Origin of the sequence: Lentilactobacillus kefiri (assembly GCF_009739535.1) — a bacterium.
Taxonomy (GTDB): domain Bacteria; phylum Bacillota; class Bacilli; order Lactobacillales; family Lactobacillaceae; genus Lentilactobacillus; species Lentilactobacillus kefiri.
In genome coordinates this window covers 999,516-1,016,994 of the sequence record NZ_CP029971.1, presented here as the reverse complement: position 1 = coordinate 1,016,994, position 17,479 = coordinate 999,516, and the positions used below count along the sequence as shown (strand labels likewise).

14 protein-coding genes and 1 riboswitch are annotated in these 17,479 nt (G+C 42.7%); of the genes, 8 read left to right on the top strand and 6 right to left on the bottom strand.

Annotated elements, in window-relative coordinates:
• The first annotated feature begins 87 nt into the window (after positions 1-87).
• Positions 88-1,086 carry an NADP-dependent oxidoreductase gene (locus DNL43_RS04930; protein ID WP_179286792.1) on the top strand — a complete coding sequence of 333 codons (999 nt, stop codon included), beginning with the start codon at positions 88-90 and terminating at the stop codon, positions 1,084-1,086.
• Positions 1,087-1,198: 112 nt separating this feature from the next.
• Here DNL43_RS04930 and DNL43_RS04925 read toward each other — a convergent pair whose 3' ends face one another.
• Both DNL43_RS04925 and DNL43_RS04920 read right to left on the bottom strand, forming a co-directional pair.
• On the bottom strand, positions 1,199-1,969 hold the full coding sequence (locus DNL43_RS04925) for an acetoin reductase (RefSeq protein WP_056981401.1): 771 nt from the start codon (positions 1,967-1,969) through the stop codon (positions 1,199-1,201).
• 364 nt (positions 1,970-2,333) lie between these two features.
• Positions 2,334-3,287: a cation diffusion facilitator family transporter gene (locus tag DNL43_RS04920; RefSeq protein ID WP_056981403.1), complete on the bottom strand. Its 954-nt coding sequence runs from the start codon at positions 3,285-3,287 to the stop codon at positions 2,334-2,336.
• Between the two features lie 268 nt (positions 3,288-3,555).
• On the opposite strand from DNL43_RS04920, the gene jag reads away from it, so the two are divergent.
• The 3 genes from jag to mnmG all read left to right on the top strand — a co-directional run bounded on the left by jag (position 3,556) and on the right by mnmG (position 7,827).
• Entirely contained in the window at positions 3,556-4,266 is a 711-nt protein-coding gene (gene jag / locus DNL43_RS04915; protein WP_056981405.1) for an RNA-binding cell elongation regulator Jag/EloR, read from the top strand.
• 200 nt (positions 4,267-4,466) lie between these two features.
• Positions 4,467-5,861 carry a tRNA uridine-5-carboxymethylaminomethyl(34) synthesis GTPase MnmE gene (gene mnmE / locus DNL43_RS04910; protein WP_056981407.1) on the top strand — a complete coding sequence of 465 codons (1,395 nt, stop codon included), beginning with the start codon at positions 4,467-4,469 and terminating at the stop codon, positions 5,859-5,861.
• A 34-nt stretch (positions 5,862-5,895) separates the two neighbouring features.
• On the top strand, positions 5,896-7,827 hold the full coding sequence (gene mnmG, locus DNL43_RS04905) for a tRNA uridine-5-carboxymethylaminomethyl(34) synthesis enzyme MnmG (protein ID WP_056981408.1): 1,932 nt from the start codon (positions 5,896-5,898) through the stop codon (positions 7,825-7,827).
• A 152-nt stretch (positions 7,828-7,979) separates the two neighbouring features.
• Here the strand turns inward: mnmG and DNL43_RS04900 are convergent, their stop codons facing one another.
• Positions 7,980-9,182, bottom strand: coding sequence for a multidrug effflux MFS transporter (locus DNL43_RS04900; protein ID WP_056981410.1), 1,203 nt, complete (start codon positions 9,180-9,182; stop codon positions 7,980-7,982).
• A 205-nt stretch (positions 9,183-9,387) separates the two neighbouring features.
• On the opposite strand from DNL43_RS04900, the gene lepB reads away from it, so the two are divergent.
• Entirely contained in the window at positions 9,388-9,975 is a 588-nt protein-coding gene (lepB, locus tag DNL43_RS04895) for a signal peptidase I (RefSeq protein WP_054768906.1), read from the top strand.
• A 65-nt stretch (positions 9,976-10,040) separates the two neighbouring features.
• Here the strand turns inward: lepB and DNL43_RS04890 are convergent, their stop codons facing one another.
• Entirely contained in the window at positions 10,041-10,679 is a 639-nt protein-coding gene (locus DNL43_RS04890) for a histidine phosphatase family protein (protein ID WP_082619702.1), read from the bottom strand.
• 353 nt (positions 10,680-11,032) lie between these two features.
• Between DNL43_RS04890 and DNL43_RS04885 the strand changes: the two genes are divergently transcribed.
• The 3 genes from DNL43_RS04885 to DNL43_RS04875 all read left to right on the top strand — a co-directional run bounded on the left by DNL43_RS04885 (position 11,033) and on the right by DNL43_RS04875 (position 14,540).
• Positions 11,033-11,581 (top strand): RNA 2'-phosphotransferase, encoded by a 549-nt coding sequence (locus DNL43_RS04885; protein ID WP_054768935.1) that lies wholly within the window; start codon positions 11,033-11,035, stop codon positions 11,579-11,581.
• Positions 11,582-12,498: 917 nt separating this feature from the next.
• A riboswitch (TPP riboswitch) is annotated at positions 12,499-12,589 on the top strand.
• A gap of 131 nt (positions 12,590-12,720) precedes the next feature.
• Entirely contained in the window at positions 12,721-13,998 is a 1,278-nt protein-coding gene (locus DNL43_RS04880) for an acetylornithine deacetylase (RefSeq protein WP_095344842.1), read from the top strand.
• Complete coding sequence (locus DNL43_RS04875) at positions 13,995-14,540, top strand: ECF transporter S component (RefSeq protein WP_054768905.1); 546 nt, start codon at positions 13,995-13,997, stop codon at positions 14,538-14,540. Before DNL43_RS04880 ends, DNL43_RS04875 begins: the two co-directional genes overlap by 4 nt.
• Before the next feature lie 259 nt (positions 14,541-14,799).
• On the opposite strand, the gene DNL43_RS04870 is transcribed toward DNL43_RS04875, so the two are convergent.
• Together DNL43_RS04870 and DNL43_RS04865 are read right to left on the bottom strand one after the other, a co-directional pair.
• Positions 14,800-15,408 carry an anthranilate synthase component II gene (locus tag DNL43_RS04870; RefSeq protein ID WP_056981414.1) on the bottom strand — a complete coding sequence of 203 codons (609 nt, stop codon included), beginning with the start codon at positions 15,406-15,408 and terminating at the stop codon, positions 14,800-14,802.
• Entirely contained in the window at positions 15,392-16,870 is a 1,479-nt protein-coding gene (locus tag DNL43_RS04865; RefSeq protein ID WP_056981416.1) for an anthranilate synthase component I family protein, read from the bottom strand. The genes DNL43_RS04870 and DNL43_RS04865 overlap by 17 nt, the downstream gene beginning before the upstream one ends.
• Positions 16,871-17,479 lie beyond the last annotated feature (609 nt).

The window sequence follows — 17,479 nt, the reverse complement described above, 5'->3', positions numbered from 1 at the left end:
ACTATTTTTTTAAAGCGGAATAAGATTTGTGACACATTCGTTTAAAAATTTAAACCATTACTTTGGAGAGATGTTATGACAAAAACAATGAAAGCTGCTCAAATTCATAAGTACAAACAGCACCATTTAGAATTGAACCAAGTGGCAATTCCTGCCGTTGGAGATGACGATGTCTTGGTAAAAGTTGCCGCGGCCAGTATCAATCCCATTGATTTGAAAACCCGGGATGGCAGACTAACGATGCTTCTAAAGTATAAGATGCCGTTAACTTTAGGTAGTGACTTTTCCGGCACAGTGACTCAGGTGGGCCAAAATGTTAAGGCGTTTTCGGTTGGCGATCAGGTATATGGTCGAGTGCAGAAAAATCGGATTGGAACGTTTGCTGAATATATTGCGGTTGATCAAGGGGATGTAGCGCTGAAGCCAAGCAATTTGAATTTTGAACAGGCTGCTTCGGTGCCGCTAACTGGATTAACCAGTTATCAAGCACTTGTAGACATCATGCACGTTAAGCCCGGAGATAAACTCTTAATTCAAGCCGGATCCGGTGGGATTGGGACCATTGCAATTCAGATTGCCAAATCACTGGGAGCGTTTGTGGCAACGACAACCAGTCGGAAAAATATTGAAATGGTTCGAAAGCTTGGAGCAGATCAGGTGATCGATTACCATCAGGAAAACTTTGAGGATGTTTTATTTAATTACGACTTTGTATTTGATACTTTGGGTGGGAAGGCGTTGGAAAATGTCTTTAAAATTATTAAACCCGGTGGGAAAGTTGTGTCACTTTCTGGGATTCCAAATGGGCGTTTTGCAGCAGAATATGGATTGCCCTTGTGGAAGCGACTGGCTTTCAGTTTGGCAACACTGAATATCAGCAAATTAGAGCGGGAGACTAAGGCACAGTATGTTTTTTTGTTTATGAAGCCAAGCGGTGCCGAATTAAATCTGATTACAAAGATGATTGAAGATGGTGCTGTAATGCCAATGATTGACCGGGTTGTGCCGTTTTCTGAAATTCAATCTGCTTTAGATTATTCTGAAACCGGTCGAGCTCATGGAAAGATAATTGTAACAATGGATTAGCACATGTATACAAGCACTTTAGCAAACGTCATATATGATCAAACAAAAAGGCAATGATGAACGCCGTCCATCATTGCCTTTTCGAGAACATATTTTGCAGTTCTATTAGATTTTATTGATATCTCATACCACCATCTACCAAGATTGATTGACCGGTGATATAAGCAGCGTCAGGGGATGCAAACCATGAGACAACTTTGGCGACATCTTCAGGAGTTGCTTCTCTACCCAGTGAAATTTCACTGAGGCAGCTCTTTTGCTGTTCTTTAACTGATATTCCTTTGATTTCGGCTGTGCGTTTATCAATGCCATCTCGCAAAGGTGTTCGCACAATGCCTGGATCGTAAGCATTTACCGTGATTTGGTCTTTGGCTAATTCTTTTGAAGCGGCTTGGGTAATTCCCCGAACACCGAACTTTGAAATTGAATAGGCACTTTGGAGAGCGGAAGCTTCAACTCCTGCAAGGGATGCAGCATTGACAATTCGGCCACCGTTGCCCTGTTTCTTAAATTGTTCGGCAGCGGCTTGGGTTCCCCAATAGGTTCCCAGCAAGTTGACATCCAAAAGTCGACGGATATCTTTTTCTGCGGAATTGACGATTTCGTCAATGAAGGCAACACCGGCATTGTTGACGTAAACGGCAAGTTCGCCAAGATCAGAAACGGCTTTGTCAACCAAATCAAAGACGCTTTGACGATCGGCGACATCCAAATGATATGATTTGGCTTTGTATCCAGCCTGATTTAAATCACTTGTGACCTTGTCGGCTGTTTCGCCGTTAATATCTGCTACGGCGATCGCAAACCCGTCCTTTGCCAATCTATGAGCGATTCCTTCGCCAATTCCTTGTCCTGCACCTGTTACAATTGCTAATTTTGTCATTTTTTCCACTCCCATTGTTATAATAAAAGACCCATTAAATTAAAAAACGCTTCTGCAGCATACACTGCAGAAGCGAATAACACTTTACCATTCTGATTTATTTAACGATTGCCCGTTAAATCTTGATAACCATCTTTTGAAGATGGTGTGTCTGCTAACGGGGACCTATCCGTTTACTGCTTGTTGCAACAACTCACAGTAACCAATCACCGGCCATATTCGTTTAAGTTGAATACTGACTTTCAGCAACGCCAGCTCTCTGCAAAACAACTATCAACTACTCACCGATTCATTTTGTTTAATAAATTATCATTTAATTAGAATCGAATATAGCAGTCATTTTTTTATTTGTCAATGGCTTTTGCTAATCGACAGAATGTGGATTGTTCATTTGACTGACTGGATAGCACATCACATCGGCATCCAGAATGTCGTATTTTTTCATGAGTGCATGTTCGACTTTTTCACCAATCGCGTAAGAAGTTCTCAATTCCGTTTGGTCAGGGAGATAAATCCCGACTTTCATGACAATCTGATCTCCCAGCCAGCGGGGTTCAATTCCTTGGATCCCCAGGATTCCGGGAATCGTTTGGATTGTTTGACTGTAAAGTTCGATGTCTTTAGGGTCAAATCCTTCACTCAAACGCATGATGGTTGTTTTGAAAATACTAATTGAAGAATGGAATATTAAGCAGCCAACAATCAAGGTTGCAGCGCCATCCAACCATTGAGCGCCAAGATAGGCACCGCCGATGGAAAGAAACGTGCCAAAACTGGTCCAGGCATCACTTTTTAGATCCTGCCCTGAAGCTGCCAGCGATTGATTATTGAGCTGAGCACCTTGAATTCGGTTGTAGCGTGCCAGAATTGAGATAATTCCGGCGGCAGCGAGACTCACACCCAAGGACCAATAGTTCGGTCGGATGATGTGTCCTGCTAAAAATCGTTGAACGGCAAAGCAGCCGTCAACAAAAATTTGGATACTAACCGCGAACATAATCGTCGCAGATAATAATGCGGCAATGTTTTCGTACTGCCAGTGGCCAACCACGTGATTGGAATCCGGTGGTCGCTTGGATACTTTAAGTCCAATGATTAAAATTACTGCGCCACAAACTCCGGTTAGATTATTCAGCCCATCGGCAATTAAAACCGTGATTTGAGCCAAGAATCCAATCGTCAGTTCTGCAACCATGATTGCAGTGTACGCACTCAGGTTAATCCAAGTAATCTGTTGCGCTTCTTGTAATTTATAAAGTCTGTGTTGGCGGTCTTTTTGAATGTTTCGGCCGGCGTCATATTGATTTGTATTCGCCATACGATCACTTCCCAAATCGAAAACCTAAATTGGCTGTGATTATGTCTGGTGTCGATCCTGACAAACCTGTCTGTTCAAAAGGTGCTATTTAAGGTGCTATTTAATGACGATTATAGCTTCTTTGGATGTCAATTTAAAACGATATGATTTCAAATGTGACAAACTGTTTAAAGTTTGCGTTTAGTTTCCGTTTTTCGCGACAAACCGTTTATTAATGCGCGTTTTTATGCTATTATTAACCAGTTAATTCAAATAAAGGGAGTTTATTATGACAGTTTACTCTGGAAAAACCATTCAAGACGCCGTAGAACAGGGTTTAGCCGCATTATCACTCACACAGGACCAGGTTGAAGTTACCGTTATTCAACAACCTAAGAACGGATTTTTAGGTTTCGGTCGCAAACTTGCACAGGTTGAACTTGTAAAAAAAGCAACTGCTCAGACAATTACCAATACTCAAAAACCAGTCTCTAATAAAGAATCCAATCATCAATCAACTACTGATAACACAACAAATACCGTTGATCTCGAAGATGTTTCCCAAAAATTGGCCAACTACCTCAACGATGTTTTGGAAGCGATGGGGTTCTCGTTTAAATTAAAATTGGATTTAAAGAGTCGTCATTCAATCTATATTGATATTGATACAGACCAGGAAAGCCGTTTAATCGGTCGCCATGGCCGCACGATTAATGCGCTCCAAAATCTATCTCAGATCTTCATTAACCGACTTGGTGCCAATAACACCACGGTTGAACTGGATACCGCAAACTATCGTTCAAGAAGAAGTGAATCGCTGATTCAATTGGCAGATAAAACTGCCCGCAATGCGATTGCCAACGGTAAGCCGGTATACCTTAACCCAATGCCATCATTTGAACGGAAGCAGATCCATACAGCATTGGCAAACAACGACCATGTCATGACCTATTCGACTGGTAAAGAGCCCCACCGTGTCATTGTGGTGGCGCCAAAATAGTTATTTAAACTGATTGACAAATCAGTAGCTATCAAATATTATGTAGGTAATCATTCTTATCTTAACTAGGTAAAGTAGTCAAAGTGCTTTATCCATGCTATCTTTTTTTGGCATGGAGTGGCGCTTTTTTTGTGCTTTTAAATAAGTTTTGTGGTTAAATTAGAAACGCTATTCAATTATTCGTGGAGGGAAGCTTAATCATGGTTTTAACAACAACAGAATTTGATACGATTGCAGCTATTTCGACACCGCCTGGTGAAGGTGGAATTTCGATTGTGCGCATTAGTGGTGAGGACGCATTCGATGTTGCCAAAAAGCTCTATCGTGGGAAAAACCTCGATAAAGTTGCCAGTAACACGATCAACTATGGTCACATAGTTGACCCCGAAACGAATGAAGAAGTCGATGAGGTGATGCTTTCTGTTATGAGAGCACCCCACACCTATACTGAAGAAGACATTGTTGAAATTAATTGTCACGGTGGAATTGTTGCTACTAACCGAATTCTTCAATTAGTCCTCAGCAATGGCGCCAGAATGGCCGAACCCGGAGAATTTACCAAGCGGGCATTTTTAAATGGTCGAATTGATTTGTCACAGTCAGAAGCCGTAATGGATCTGATTGAGGCGAAAACCGACCGTTCGATGAAAGCTGCCATTAGTCAGCTGGACGGGAATCTGTCCCACTTGATCAAGCATCTTCGAAAAGATATTCTCGATGTTCTTGCCCAAGTTGAGGTCAATATTGACTACCCTGAGTACGATGACGTCGAAACAATGACCAGTAAATTATTGCGGGAAAAGGCCACCGATGTTCACAGCCGAATTGTTCAGCTGCTTAAGACAGCCAAACAAGGAAAGATCTTGCGGGAAGGCTTGGCCACTTCGATTATTGGCCGGCCAAATGTTGGTAAATCAAGCTTGTTGAACAATCTGCTTCATGAAGACAAGGCGATTGTAACCGACGTTCCCGGAACGACCAGAGATGTTTTGGAAGAATACGTTAATGTTCGTGGAGTGCCATTGAAGCTGGTTGACACTGCCGGCATCCGGGATACGACCGATAAAGTTGAAAAAATCGGTGTTGACCGGTCACGAAAGGCAATCAACAGTGCTGATTTGGTCCTGTTGGTTTTAAACGCCAGCGAACCGTTAACGGATGAAGATTTGAAGTTATTGGATGCGACTAAAGATAAACAACGCATTATCATTCTTAATAAGACAGATTTACCAACTAAAATTGATTTAGACAAAATCAAATCCCTGTCTGGTGGCAACAATATTATTTCAACTTCTGCCATTAAGGCTGACGGATTAACCTCATTGGAGGAACTGATTGCCAAAATGTTCTTTGATGAAGGAATTGAAAGTAGTCAAAACGACATCATGGTCACGAATGCCCGTCACATTGGTCTTCTCAACCAAGCCAAACAGGCTTTGGAAGATGTTGTTAAGGGACTCGATGATGGCATGCCGGTTGATTTGGTTCAAATCGATATGACCCGTTGCTGGGATTTCTTGGGTGAAATTACCGGAGACAGCTATCAAGATGAATTAATCGATCAGTTGTTCAGTCAGTTCTGTTTAGGAAAATAACCTGTTTCATGTGAAACATTTGGAGGAAAAACAGTTGAAAAGTTTAAGAGTTAGCGATGTTAAACAAAAATATCGCGGCCAAGATTATGATGTCATCGTTGTTGGTGCCGGCCATGCCGGCTGTGAGGCTGCATTGGCAGCTGCCAGAATGGGGAATAAAACCCTACTGCTGACAATTAACCTTGATATGGTCGCATTTATGCCATGTAATCCATCTGTCGGCGGCCCTGCCAAAGGAACCGTTGTCCGCGAAGTCGATGCACTTGGTGGTGAAATGGGTAAGAACATTGATAAGACATACGTTCAGATGAGAATGCTGAATACTGGTAAAGGCCCTGCCGTTCAAGCTTTGCGAGCCCAAGCCGATAAACATGCCTATCATGCAGAAATGAAACACACAATTGAAAAAGAGCCTAATTTAACTTTGCGTCAGGGAATTGTTGATTCTTTGATTGTTAAAGATGGTGTCTGCAAAGGTGTGATTACAAATACCGGTGCTGAATGCTACGCAAAAGCAGTCGTGATTGCAGCCGGTACCGCTGCCCGTGGCAAGATTATCATTGGTGAATTGATGTATGCTTCCGGTCCCAACAACTCTCAGCCAGCCGAAAAGCTTTCAGGAAATTTGGAAGAATTAGGCTTTGATCTGGAGAGATTTAAGACCGGAACCCCTCCACGGGTTGATGGAACAACGATCGATTACTCAAAGACTGAAGAACAGCCTGGAGATGAAAAGCCGTACCACTTTAGTTTCGAATCTTCTGATGAAAACTATTTGGCAGTTAAGGATCAATTGTCCTGTTGGTTGACTTATACCAACGAGACAACTCATAAAATTATCCGTGATAATCTCGACCGGGCACCTATGTTCACTGGTGTGATCGAAGGAGTTGGCCCTCGTTATTGCCCATCAATTGAGGATAAAGTTGTTCGGTTCGCTGATAAGAGCCGCCATCAATTATTCTTGGAGCCTGAAGGACGGCATACTGAGGAATGGTACGTTGACGGTCTTTCAACCTCAATGCCCGAAGAAGTTCAGCAAAAGATGATTCATTCAATCGTAGGAATGGAAAACGCTCAGATGATGCGTCCCGGTTATGCGATCGAATATGATGTTGTCGCACCTTATCAACTTAAGCCAACGTTGGAGACCAAAGTGGTTAAAAACTTATTCACTGCTGGTCAGACCAACGGAACTTCAGGTTATGAAGAGGCTGCCGGTCAAGGACTGATTGCCGGAATTAACGCTGGTCGTCGGGCACTTGGCAAAGGACCATTTGTGTTGAAACGAAATGAAGCATACATCGGCGTTATGATCGATGATTTGGTTACCAAGGGAACTAAAGAACCCTACCGTCTGTTGACCAGCCGTGCTGAATACCGTCTGCTGTTGCGGACCGACAACGCGGATATGCGTTTGACAGAGAAGGGCCATGAAATCGGCCTCATTTCTGATGAAAGATACGCAAAATTCCTTGAGAAAAAGAAAGCCATTGAAGATGAATTTGAGCGCTTGAATACCATTCGGATCAAGCCATCAGACGAAGTTAACAAGTTTATTCAGGAACATGGCGACAAGCCGCTTCAAGATGGCGTCTTGGCATCAATCTTCCTGCGTCGCCCATATGTTGACTACAAAACATTGATGAGATTCATCCCAGGCCCAGAAAAGACACCAGACCGTCACGTGATTGAACAGATTGAAATTCAGACGAAATATGCCGGCTACATTAAAAAGGCTGAGCAAAGTGTTGAGAAGATGAAGCGGATGGAAGCTAAGAAGATTCCCGATCGAATTGACTACGACGCAATTGATGGCATTGCCACCGAAGCCCGTCAAAAGCTTCAAAAGATTCATCCGGAAACAATTGCCCAAGCTTCTCGAATTAGTGGTGTCAACCCTGCGGATATCGCAATTTTGAGCGTTTATATCCAACAGGGAAAGATTAGCAAACTTGCTGAATAAGGATTATCCGAGTGGTGACTGACACACTGTCGCTGCCTACCTAATTTAAAATAAAAAACAATGAGGCTGAAACAAAATTAAAAACTTTGTTTCAGCCTCATTGCTTTGTTTAATTGGGGACCGAACGGACTGTGGGCCCCCCTTTAACTCATTTAATTCAACTTCTGCTTCTTATTATGAATCGTGGCGAATAATAACAGGCTTAGTCCCATACAAGCCATAATTGACAAAGACATTGGCAGGTATGTGGCGGTTCCCATCAAACCAACAAGTGGTGACATCAACCCACCGATTGCATTTTGAGATAGTCCCAGCATTGCCGACAGACCACCGTTGTTATGCAGACTCAGGTTCATGATGATTGAAGTGGTGAGTGTAAAGAGCATGCCGAACTGTGTAACAGTCAAAAATACCAGAACAATGACCAGCACCAGGTTGTTTAGAAACAGTGCGCTGAACGTCAACAGCAGGGATGTCATAAATGTTGAAGTTAAAATGATTTTGGTCTGGTTTGCTTCTGTAAACCGACCGGCTAAAGTTCCGGGGATAACGGATCCAATCGCAATTCCAATGCCATTTAATGCGTATAAAAGACTGAAACTCTGGACTGACATATGGAAGAAGTTTTGGAAGACGAAGGATGAAGCGGAAATATAGCTAAACAGCCCGCCGGATACCAACCCGGTCGCCAGAATCAAGCGAACAAACCGGGAATTTTTCAGCAGCTTAAACATTTGGGTGATCGACTTTGTTGGGCTTCCTGAAATGCGATTCTCAACTGGCAGGGTTTCTTTGATTCCCAGCCAAAGGGCCAATACAATGACAAAGCCGACTCCAGCCAAAAGAATGAAAACCCCCTGCCATTCGACATAGCGAATCATAAAACCGCCAATCACTGGCGAAATAACTGGGAAAATCCCATTAACGGCCGACAGCATCGAGTAAAACTTGGTTAATAGCGGTCCGGAAAACATGTCTGAAGCAATTGCCCTGGACAATACCTGGCCGCTTGCCCCTGCCAATCCCTGAATGAATCTTAACAGGATTAAGAGATAAACCGAATGGCTATAGGCAATCATCAAAGAAACCAATCCAAAGATAAAAAAGCCAACCATCAGGGGCTTTTTGCGGCCGTACTTATCACTGAGCGGACCGGAGATTAGCTGCCCCAACGCCAGGCCAATCAGACAGGCACTCAAACTAAGCTGGATGAGTGATGGCTGGGCGTTTAGATCCCGCGTCATTTGGGGTAAAGCGGGCAGGTATAAGTCAATGGACAGCGGACCTGTTGCACTGATAGTTCCCAGAATAAAGACCAGCCACAATTTATTTTTCTTTTTTGAGTTCGAGTTCATATGTTCACCTCTATTTCACAAGCAAAGTCATCCAAATTATCATACAGTCTGATTTTAATATGAGCAATAAATTAGGGTTCTGTTAATTATCGGCGAAAATGTTGTCATGGCAGGCAAATGTGATAGAATTAATATCGATTGCGTAAGCTAACCATTATGGATAGTATGCATTCCTAATTGTGTAGTTCACAAAGGAGCTTTTTTGATGAAATTATTTAAAGACATAATGAGTTGGGTAATTCCTATTATTGTAGGTTTACTTGTCGCCTTATTGATTCGACAATTTGTTTTCACCTTTGCTCGGGTTGACGGTCCTTCAATGGAGCCCAACTTGATCAATAAGGAGCGTTTGATTGTTTGGCGTCATGCCAAGGTTAAGCACTTGAGTGTCATTGTTTTTGATGCTCATGGCGAAGATCCAACCGCCACAAAGCCTAAGACAGACTACGTTAAGCGGGTTATCGGTCTTCCCGGCGATACAGTTTCCAGCAAGAACGGGAATATTTACGTTAACGGAAAAGTTGTTCCACAGAAGTTCATTAGTATGAGCGAACGAACAACGGGTACCGGTAATTGGAATTTGAAATCATTATCCAAGAGCTGGAATAAGAATACCAATGCAACCCGGGTTCCCAAGGGTGAATATTTCGTTTTGGGAGATCACCGAAGCGTTTCTAATGACGGCCGTTATTGGGGATTCGTTCCTAAAAAGAAGATCACCGGAGTTGCCAAGACTTTCTTCTGGGAAACCAACAAGACTAAACGAACCAATGTAAACAGTTTGGGTTATTAAAATCGAATAATTAAAAAATCTCACTGACAGACAGCTCATGATGACGTCTGCTGGTGAGATTTTTATTATTTATTATATGAAATCAGGGTTGGCGTATTAGTCACATCAAGGGCCATAATACTGCCATTAGTTGGTTGTTCAACGTACGGTACCTTATCGGTGTACATCGAAGCAACGTTTCTCAAGAAAGTTCCATGTGAAACAACGATGGCATTCTGCCCATCTTCCAATTCGTCTTGGATGTGTTTAACAGACCGTTTGATCCGTTCTTCAAGTTGGGCGGCAGTCTCAGCTTCGTGAAACGGATCAGCGTCGTGCATGAAATCACGCATTTTAATCAAGCCATACTGTTTGATTAAGACTTCCTGACTGCGGTTTCCATGGGGTGCTCCAATGATGTTCCAGGTCAGAGTACTATCGACACCTTCAAATGAACCAAAATAAATTTCCCGAATGTCTTTATGGATTTCTCTGGTAACATTTTGTGATTGATGATTATTTGCCAAAATGATGTCCAACGTGTGAATGGCCCGCATCATATCTGAACTGACAGCTAAATCAAAATGAACATTATCCAGTTTTTCTCCTGCCGCTTTGGCCTGAGCTTCACCCTTTTCAGTTAATGGCGAATCCACCCAGCCTTGCATTCTGCGGAAGCGGTTGAGTAGCGTTTGACCATGGCGCACAAAGTAAATGGTTTTCATATTGAATCCTTTCAGAAAAATTTCTATCTCCAATTATATAAGAAAATCTGATCAACAACACGTTTAACGACAAATTTTTCTGACTTCACAGTTTCGTCATACTTATTTAAGGCTGGTTTAAGCTGGTGAACCTAATATAAAGACAATCAATTTTTAAGAGAAGTTGATTACCAAGCAAATTACTCCTCCAAAGTATGGTGCTTGATTTAACTTACATCTCCTCCAAGATATAAGTTCCCCCTCTAAATATAAATATGCTGCAGCGTTCAGGCTTACTGTCTGGCGCTTTTTTGTTGTCCAGCGGTAATTGGGATTATAATAGATTTAACTTCTCAATGATTGGAGTTCTTCAAATGGATCATCAATTAACACGGTTAAGTAAACGATTGTCGTTTGTGTTGCGTCATCATCCGGATAAAATCGGTATTAAACTGGATCGATATGGTCGGGTGGATTTACAAACGTTAATTACAAAGTTCAATCAACATTTTGGCACACCAATCAGTGAAAAAATTATCCGCAAAATTATGCGGGAAAGTGATAAACAGCGGTATGCCATCGAAGGCAACACTATTCTGGCATTATATGGGCATAGCGTCCCCGTACAGCCGTTAACCCCGCCAACCGAACCACCAGAGAAGCTGTATCATGGAACGACTCACGCGGCAGCTAAATTCATTGTGGATGAAGGGCTGAAAAAGATGGACCGGGATTTTGTTCATTTGTCAGCGAACCAAAAAATGGCGGTCCAGGTTGGCAAAAGACGGGACCCAAATCCGGTGATATTTGAAGTGGCGGCTCAAAAAGCGGCCGATGCCGGGATCTTATTTTACCCAACCGAAAGTGGTGTTTGGCTGGTGGATGCAATGCCGGCGAAATTTTTAAAGATTATCAGCCAGTAAATGGCATAAGGGGATAGTGTAATGAGCAATAAGGATGATCAAAAAGCACCAAAACCAACGAAAATTAGAAGACCAATGCAGGGAAACTGCCCAAAGTGCCACCGACCAATGTCGATCAGTTATGGGATGAACAGGTGCCCAAATTGTGGTTTTATATTTAAGTCGAATTTTAAGGTGGATTAGAGAGAGTGCAACGAGACCCGGGTGGCCGCGGTGCATAAGCAGAAAATGGCTATTAATGAACGTTCTTTGTTCATTGATAGCCATTTTTTGCTTATGTGTAGCGGTCAGGGTTGTCGGCGCACGTTTCGGCTAGGTAGAAGTGGTTAATCCGGCTTCTCTTATGCAGTAGGGGTCAGGGCCGCATACAGCCGGCGGTCGGAACTCGTTTCGGCTAAGTAAAATGCGAGCGACATAAAACCAAATAACCAGCCATTTTTCGTTTATGTGTAGCGGTCAGGGTTGTCGGCGCACGTTTCGGCTAGGTCGAAGTAACCCCCCTGTATCCACCGGATTGCTTTGTCTCTTAAGCCTGAATTAAGGTTCCATGGGTATTCTTGCAATATCAGGTGTGAAAGGAGGCTAGCTTTTAATCCGATCATCTTTTTAAGGATAGAATTTTTAACGACACAATTAACTCACAAACGGTCCTTTGGGTAATGCTTGTGGGTGGGCTCAGGCACATACTCAAGTGGTAGCCGATCCGTCCAATGGATAGACCGGTTCGCCACAATAAAACCATTTAAATCTTATGGGATAAAGTTTTCATTTAGGTCAAATGAATAACACAACGGGAAGATTATAAAGGCGATTCGATATTTCGGATCGTCTTTTCAGTTGGCGCTTCACATTTTTGCTTTGACTTTTTGGCGTTTCGTTATATCATAAAACCAGTCAATGAATTATTGGCGAATTGAATAAGTAGTCTGGGGTGCCCTAAACGGCTGAGAAAAACCCATTGAACCTGATGCAGTTAGGACTGTCGAAGGAAGAACGAAATTCTTTTTTGTGTGAGCTAATAGATATAAAGTCGATTAAACTTTTACTCTGTTCCCTCTTTCTTCGAGGCTTTTGAAGAAAGGGGGATTTTTTTATTTCAAATTTTTATCGTTAAGAAAGACAGAGTGGAGGAATTAAGATTGGCAAGTAAAGCAGATTTGCTTCAAGCAGTTGATGATCATCAAAATGAGTTGTTGGCACTGTTGGATCGGCTGGTTTCATTTGAAACAATGTCGCCACCAGCCCGTAATACCGCTGCGATTCAGCAATTTATCGATGCTGAGTTGACCAAAGTTGGTTTTGAAACCAAGCGGGTGCCCTTTTATAAGGGGGATGAATTATTATCCGCTGAAAAGGTAGGCACAGATGCCGAATCCTTTCATAGTTTGCTGTTAAACGGGCACGTTGATGTCGCGACTGTTGACCGGGACAGCTGGGATACCGATCCGTTCAAAGTCACTCAAAAAGGTGACTTGTTATTTGGCCGGGGTGTCAGCGATATGAAAGGTGGGGTCGCCAGTTTTATGTACATTTTTACCCTGCTTCACAAGCTTGGCATTGAACTTCCCGGCAACCTAAAGTTTCAATCTGTCGTTGGTGAAGAAGCCGGAGAAGCGGGCACCAAGACCTTACTGAAGAATGGTGAAAAGGCGGATTTTGCAGTCGTTGGCGATACCAGCAACATGAACTTTCAAGGCCAGGGCGGTGTGATTACCGGCTGGATTACGCTGAAAAGTCCCCATATTTACCATGACGGTAATCGAGCTGCGATGATTACCACTGGCGGTGGCCTTAAAGCTGCCAATATGATTGAGAAAATGATGGTGGTTATTCAGGCGTTGGAAAAGTTGGAGCGGTACTGGGGAATTACCAAGCGTTATCCCGGATTTGCACCAGGGATTGATACCATTAATCCGGCTTACATCGAAGGTGGGCTTCACCCCGCTTATATCCCAAGTGAAGCCAAACTGTGGATTACGGTTCATTTCTATCCCAATGAAAATGTTGATGATATTACTCAAGAAATTGAGAAACAGGTTATTGCTGCCGCTAAGGCTGATCCTTGGTTGCGCGACAATCTGCCGACTTTCAAATGGGGTGGCGATTCTCTTTTGGCTGATAAAGGTGAGGTATTCCCTTCGCTTGAGTTGGATCCCGATTATCCGGGAATGAAAGCCCTCGAAAAGAGTTATGCCGATATCGTTAAAGCAAAGCCGATAGTGGGGATGTCACCATCAGTCTCCGATAGCGGCTGGTTTGGCTATTACCACATTCCTGCCGTGGATTTTGGTCCCGGCACGATGGAACAGGCTCATAGTGACAACGAAAGCTTGAGCTTGAAGCAATTAATGGAATATACCAAGATTATGGCAGCCTTCATTTTTGATTGGTGCCATACAAAAGGAGAGCAATCATGAAAAAGAAATTTCGTTTACAGGATATTATTTTATTAGCAATTATTCCAATTGTGTTTGGAGCTATTTTTGTCGGAACCGATTACCTGTACAACTTTGTGTCAATGGCAATTGGTCCATTTGCAAACGAAGCCCTGTTTGGCCTTTGGATCATGGCTGGACCACTTTCAATTTACCTGGTCCGAGTCCCCGGAGCTGCTCTGGTGGGTGAAATTCTGGGTGCTGCCGCTGAGGTGATTTTTGGTGGAACATTTGGTGCCGCAGCCCTCATTTCAGGAATTGTGCAGGGTATCGGAAGTGAACTTGGATTTGCTTTGTGGCGATACAAGAACTGGAGTTGGCCCGTTTTGACAACCTCAGCCGTTACCACAACCGTTGTTTCATTTGGATATGAACTGTTCCGACTGGGCTATGTTCACTACCATCTGCCAATGATTTTGGCACTGTTCTCGGTTCGGTTCATCTCGGTCTTCTTCTTCGGAGCTGTCATGGTTCGCGTGATCTTCAAGATGTTAAGCCGTTCTCAAGTGTTGAAGCAGGCATAGTTCCGCAATAATTAAAGAATGTCAAAAAAAGAGAGTGGGACAAAAGGCGCTTTGATCCCAGAATTTAAGAGCATAAATCGATTATTCCTGGTTTTGGAATGATTGATTTATGCTCTTAAATGGCCGGGATCAGCCGATTGCCAAGTAGGCTAGGCAAGGGTTGCTGGCCGTCGTCGCACGTTTTAGCAAAATAATATGAGATTACAAAATAGAGGCTGAGGCAAAAGAATACACTTTTGTCCCAGCCTCTCATTTTTGTCTAAATCGCTGATGTTGCTTTGTTGTTAGCTTTGACAATGTTTAAAAAGTTCTGAATAATCTGCTGACCAACTTGTGGATCCGTCATGATTGATTCTGGGTGGAATTGAACCCCATAGACCAAATCGGTGGGATTGCTGATGGCCATAATCTCATTATCGTCGGTGATGGCTGTTACGTCTAAATTTGCTGGAACTGATTCCGGATCCACGACCAGTGAATGATACCTGGCAGCCTGGAAATGTTGGGGGCAGTTTGCGAACAGTGGATCGTTTCCTTGGAGTTCCATCGTAGACGGCTTGCCATGCATTAAATGAGGAGCGTGGATGATTTTAGCGCCGTATGCTTGAGCAATTGCCTGCTCTCCCAGACAAACACCGAAAATTGGAACTTTTCCCAAGAATGCTTTTAAGATGGCGGGCATATTACCCGCATCTTCGGGACGACCAGGACCGGGTGACAAAATGATGCTTTCAGGATTTTCTTTCATAAGTGTTTCAACATCAATTGCATCATTTTTTACCACGGTGATTTGCTCGGAAGTTTGGGTTCCAATCAATTGGTATAGGTTGTATGTGAAGCTGTCATAGTTATCAATAAGATAATGCATCTGCAACGCCTCCCTTTTCTGCTGTTTCCTGTAATGCGGTCACAATTGCTCTGGCCTTATTATTAAATTCCTGATATTCATGTTTGGGGATGCTGTCCGCAACAATTCCTGCAGCACTTCGAACAACCAAATCCTTCCCTTTTCGATATGCCAACCGGATACCAATACACATATCGAGATCACCATCAAAGCCAAGATACCCTAAGCAGCCACCATATAAGCCATGTTTGTTATTCTCGAGCTTGGCGATAATTTGCATTGCTGAAATTTTTGGCGCCCCTGACAGGGTTCCAGCTGGTAATAGCGAGTTGATAATATCAATCGATGAAATTCCGTCATCGACCGTACTTTCAACGACTGATCCCATATGCATCACGTTGGAGAATTTCAGTAAATTGCGATAAGCAGTTACATGGACCGAGCCAAATTTGCTGATACTTCCCAAATCATTTCTTCCTAAATCGATCAGCATATTATGTTCGGATAATTCTTTTGGATTGTGCTGTAATTCTTTGGCAAACGCGTCATCTTCTGCCTTGTCTTTCCCTCGTCTGCGGGTTCCAGCCAATGGATATGTGAACAGTGTTTGATTACGTTTAGTGGTCATTGTTTCAGGTGAAGCACCAATGGTCTCAAAATCATTGTGGCGGAAATAGAACTGATATGGGGATGGACTTTCCTTGAATAAAGTCGGTGCAGCGGCAAATAGTGACCCGGACATTTTGGCATGTTGAGGATTGGAAATCTGAACTTGAAAAATATCGCCATCCACAATGTGGTGCTTTGCCTCAGCCACTTTTTCAGTAAATTCAGCCAAAGAAAATTGCAATTTGAATGGGGTCATCGTAAATGCCGGTAACGGTCGTTGGTCTGTTACTTGAAGAATTTGTTCCTTTAACCGGGTTAAGTCGGCAATTACCGCATCATATTGTTGGTTCAGCTGCTTAGTAGGAATGACCTGAGTGAGCGTCACTTCGTTGGTGGTGTGATTGTAGGCGATGACTTGATCAATCAATAATAAATCAACGTCATTTAAGGCCATGGGGTCATCAACTTTCGGCAAGTTAGCAGTTGTTGCATAACGGGCATAATCATAACTGAAGTAACCAACCAGGCCACCTGAGAATGGCGGCATACCCTTTAACTTTGGCATTTTATTATTGGCAAGGATCCGTTCCAGAACAGGCTTTAAATCGACTGTTTCATGTGAAACATTACCACGATTGTCCGTTGTTGTGAGCTCACCATTTCGATAAGCAAGTGTGAGTGTTGGGTTTAATCCAATAAAGGAATGCCCGTCTTCGGCTTTCTTGGGTTTTCCGGTTAGTAGGAAGCATGGCTCCTCCGGCCGATCAAAGTTTTGGGTAACGGCAATTGGATCAAAGTTGGTCATTTGAAAATTAATTGAAATTGGTATAGCTGGAAAATCTTGGGCATATTTGTTTAATTCTTCAATTCTCATCATTAGGTTCCTCCAATGTTTGCTTTATTTTCTGAAAGTAGTTGATTGGATTTGCCATCGTTTTCTTGACGTTTTCATTGTGATTTCCTCCAGATATTAAAAAATCCGCCCATAACTCCATAGAGTTAAGGACGGATTCATTCCGCGGTGCCACCTTAGTTCAATTGATCCAAACAGATAATCTTTCTATACAAATGGTTCAATACTCAATGATTATCTGTTTTATCAATTACGCTTAGCAAGGGACTAACATCCCTCCGGCAACTGACGTATGCCAACACGTTTCTTCGTACTCGAATACTTTCGGAAGAACCCTCAGTGGTCCATTTAACTGCCTGCGTTCGGTCACATTCTCAGCGATAGCGACTCTCTTTACGTGCACAACAATCTTGATCTCCACATCAATGGTTTATTTAGGACGGTATTTAGTTGTCATTTAAATTACGCCGATTATGAGAATTTGTCAAGGAAATTAATAATTTAGACTTTGGGGTTGACACATTTTCAAATTCATTATATGCTCAATGCAATTAAAATTTAACTTTCTTAGGAGATTCTAATCATGATAAAAATTAATTCAAAAATTAATCGATTTTATTTCTATTGGTA

What these genes read in the sequence shown, in the direction of transcription:
- DNL43_RS04930 (WP_179286792.1), top strand. Translation starts at nt 88, where the DNA reads ATGAAAGCTGCTCAAATTCATAAGTACAAACAGCACCATTTAGAATTG.
- DNL43_RS04925 (WP_056981401.1), bottom strand. Translation starts at nt 1,969, where the DNA reads ATGACAAAATTAGCAATTGTAACAGGTGCAGGACAAGGAATTGGCGAA.
- DNL43_RS04920 (WP_056981403.1), bottom strand. Translation starts at nt 3,287, where the DNA reads ATGGCGAATACAAATCAATATGACGCCGGCCGAAACATTCAAAAAGAC.
- jag (WP_056981405.1), top strand. Translation starts at nt 3,556, where the DNA reads ATGACAGTTTACTCTGGAAAAACCATTCAAGACGCCGTAGAACAGGGT.
- mnmE (WP_056981407.1), top strand. Translation starts at nt 4,467, where the DNA reads ATGGTTTTAACAACAACAGAATTTGATACGATTGCAGCTATTTCGACA.
- DNL43_RS04900 (WP_056981410.1), bottom strand. Translation starts at nt 9,182, where the DNA reads ATGAACTCGAACTCAAAAAAGAAAAATAAATTGTGGCTGGTCTTTATT.
- lepB (WP_054768906.1), top strand. Translation starts at nt 9,388, where the DNA reads ATGAAATTATTTAAAGACATAATGAGTTGGGTAATTCCTATTATTGTA.
- DNL43_RS04890 (WP_082619702.1), bottom strand. Translation starts at nt 10,679, where the DNA reads ATGAAAACCATTTACTTTGTGCGCCATGGTCAAACGCTACTCAACCGC.
- DNL43_RS04885 (WP_054768935.1), top strand. Translation starts at nt 11,033, where the DNA reads ATGGATCATCAATTAACACGGTTAAGTAAACGATTGTCGTTTGTGTTG.
- DNL43_RS04875 (WP_054768905.1), top strand. Translation starts at nt 13,995, where the DNA reads ATGAAAAAGAAATTTCGTTTACAGGATATTATTTTATTAGCAATTATT.
- DNL43_RS04870 (WP_056981414.1), bottom strand. Translation starts at nt 15,408, where the DNA reads ATGCATTATCTTATTGATAACTATGACAGCTTCACATACAACCTATAC.
- DNL43_RS04865 (WP_056981416.1), bottom strand. Translation starts at nt 16,870, where the DNA reads ATGAGAATTGAAGAATTAAACAAATATGCCCAAGATTTTCCAGCTATA.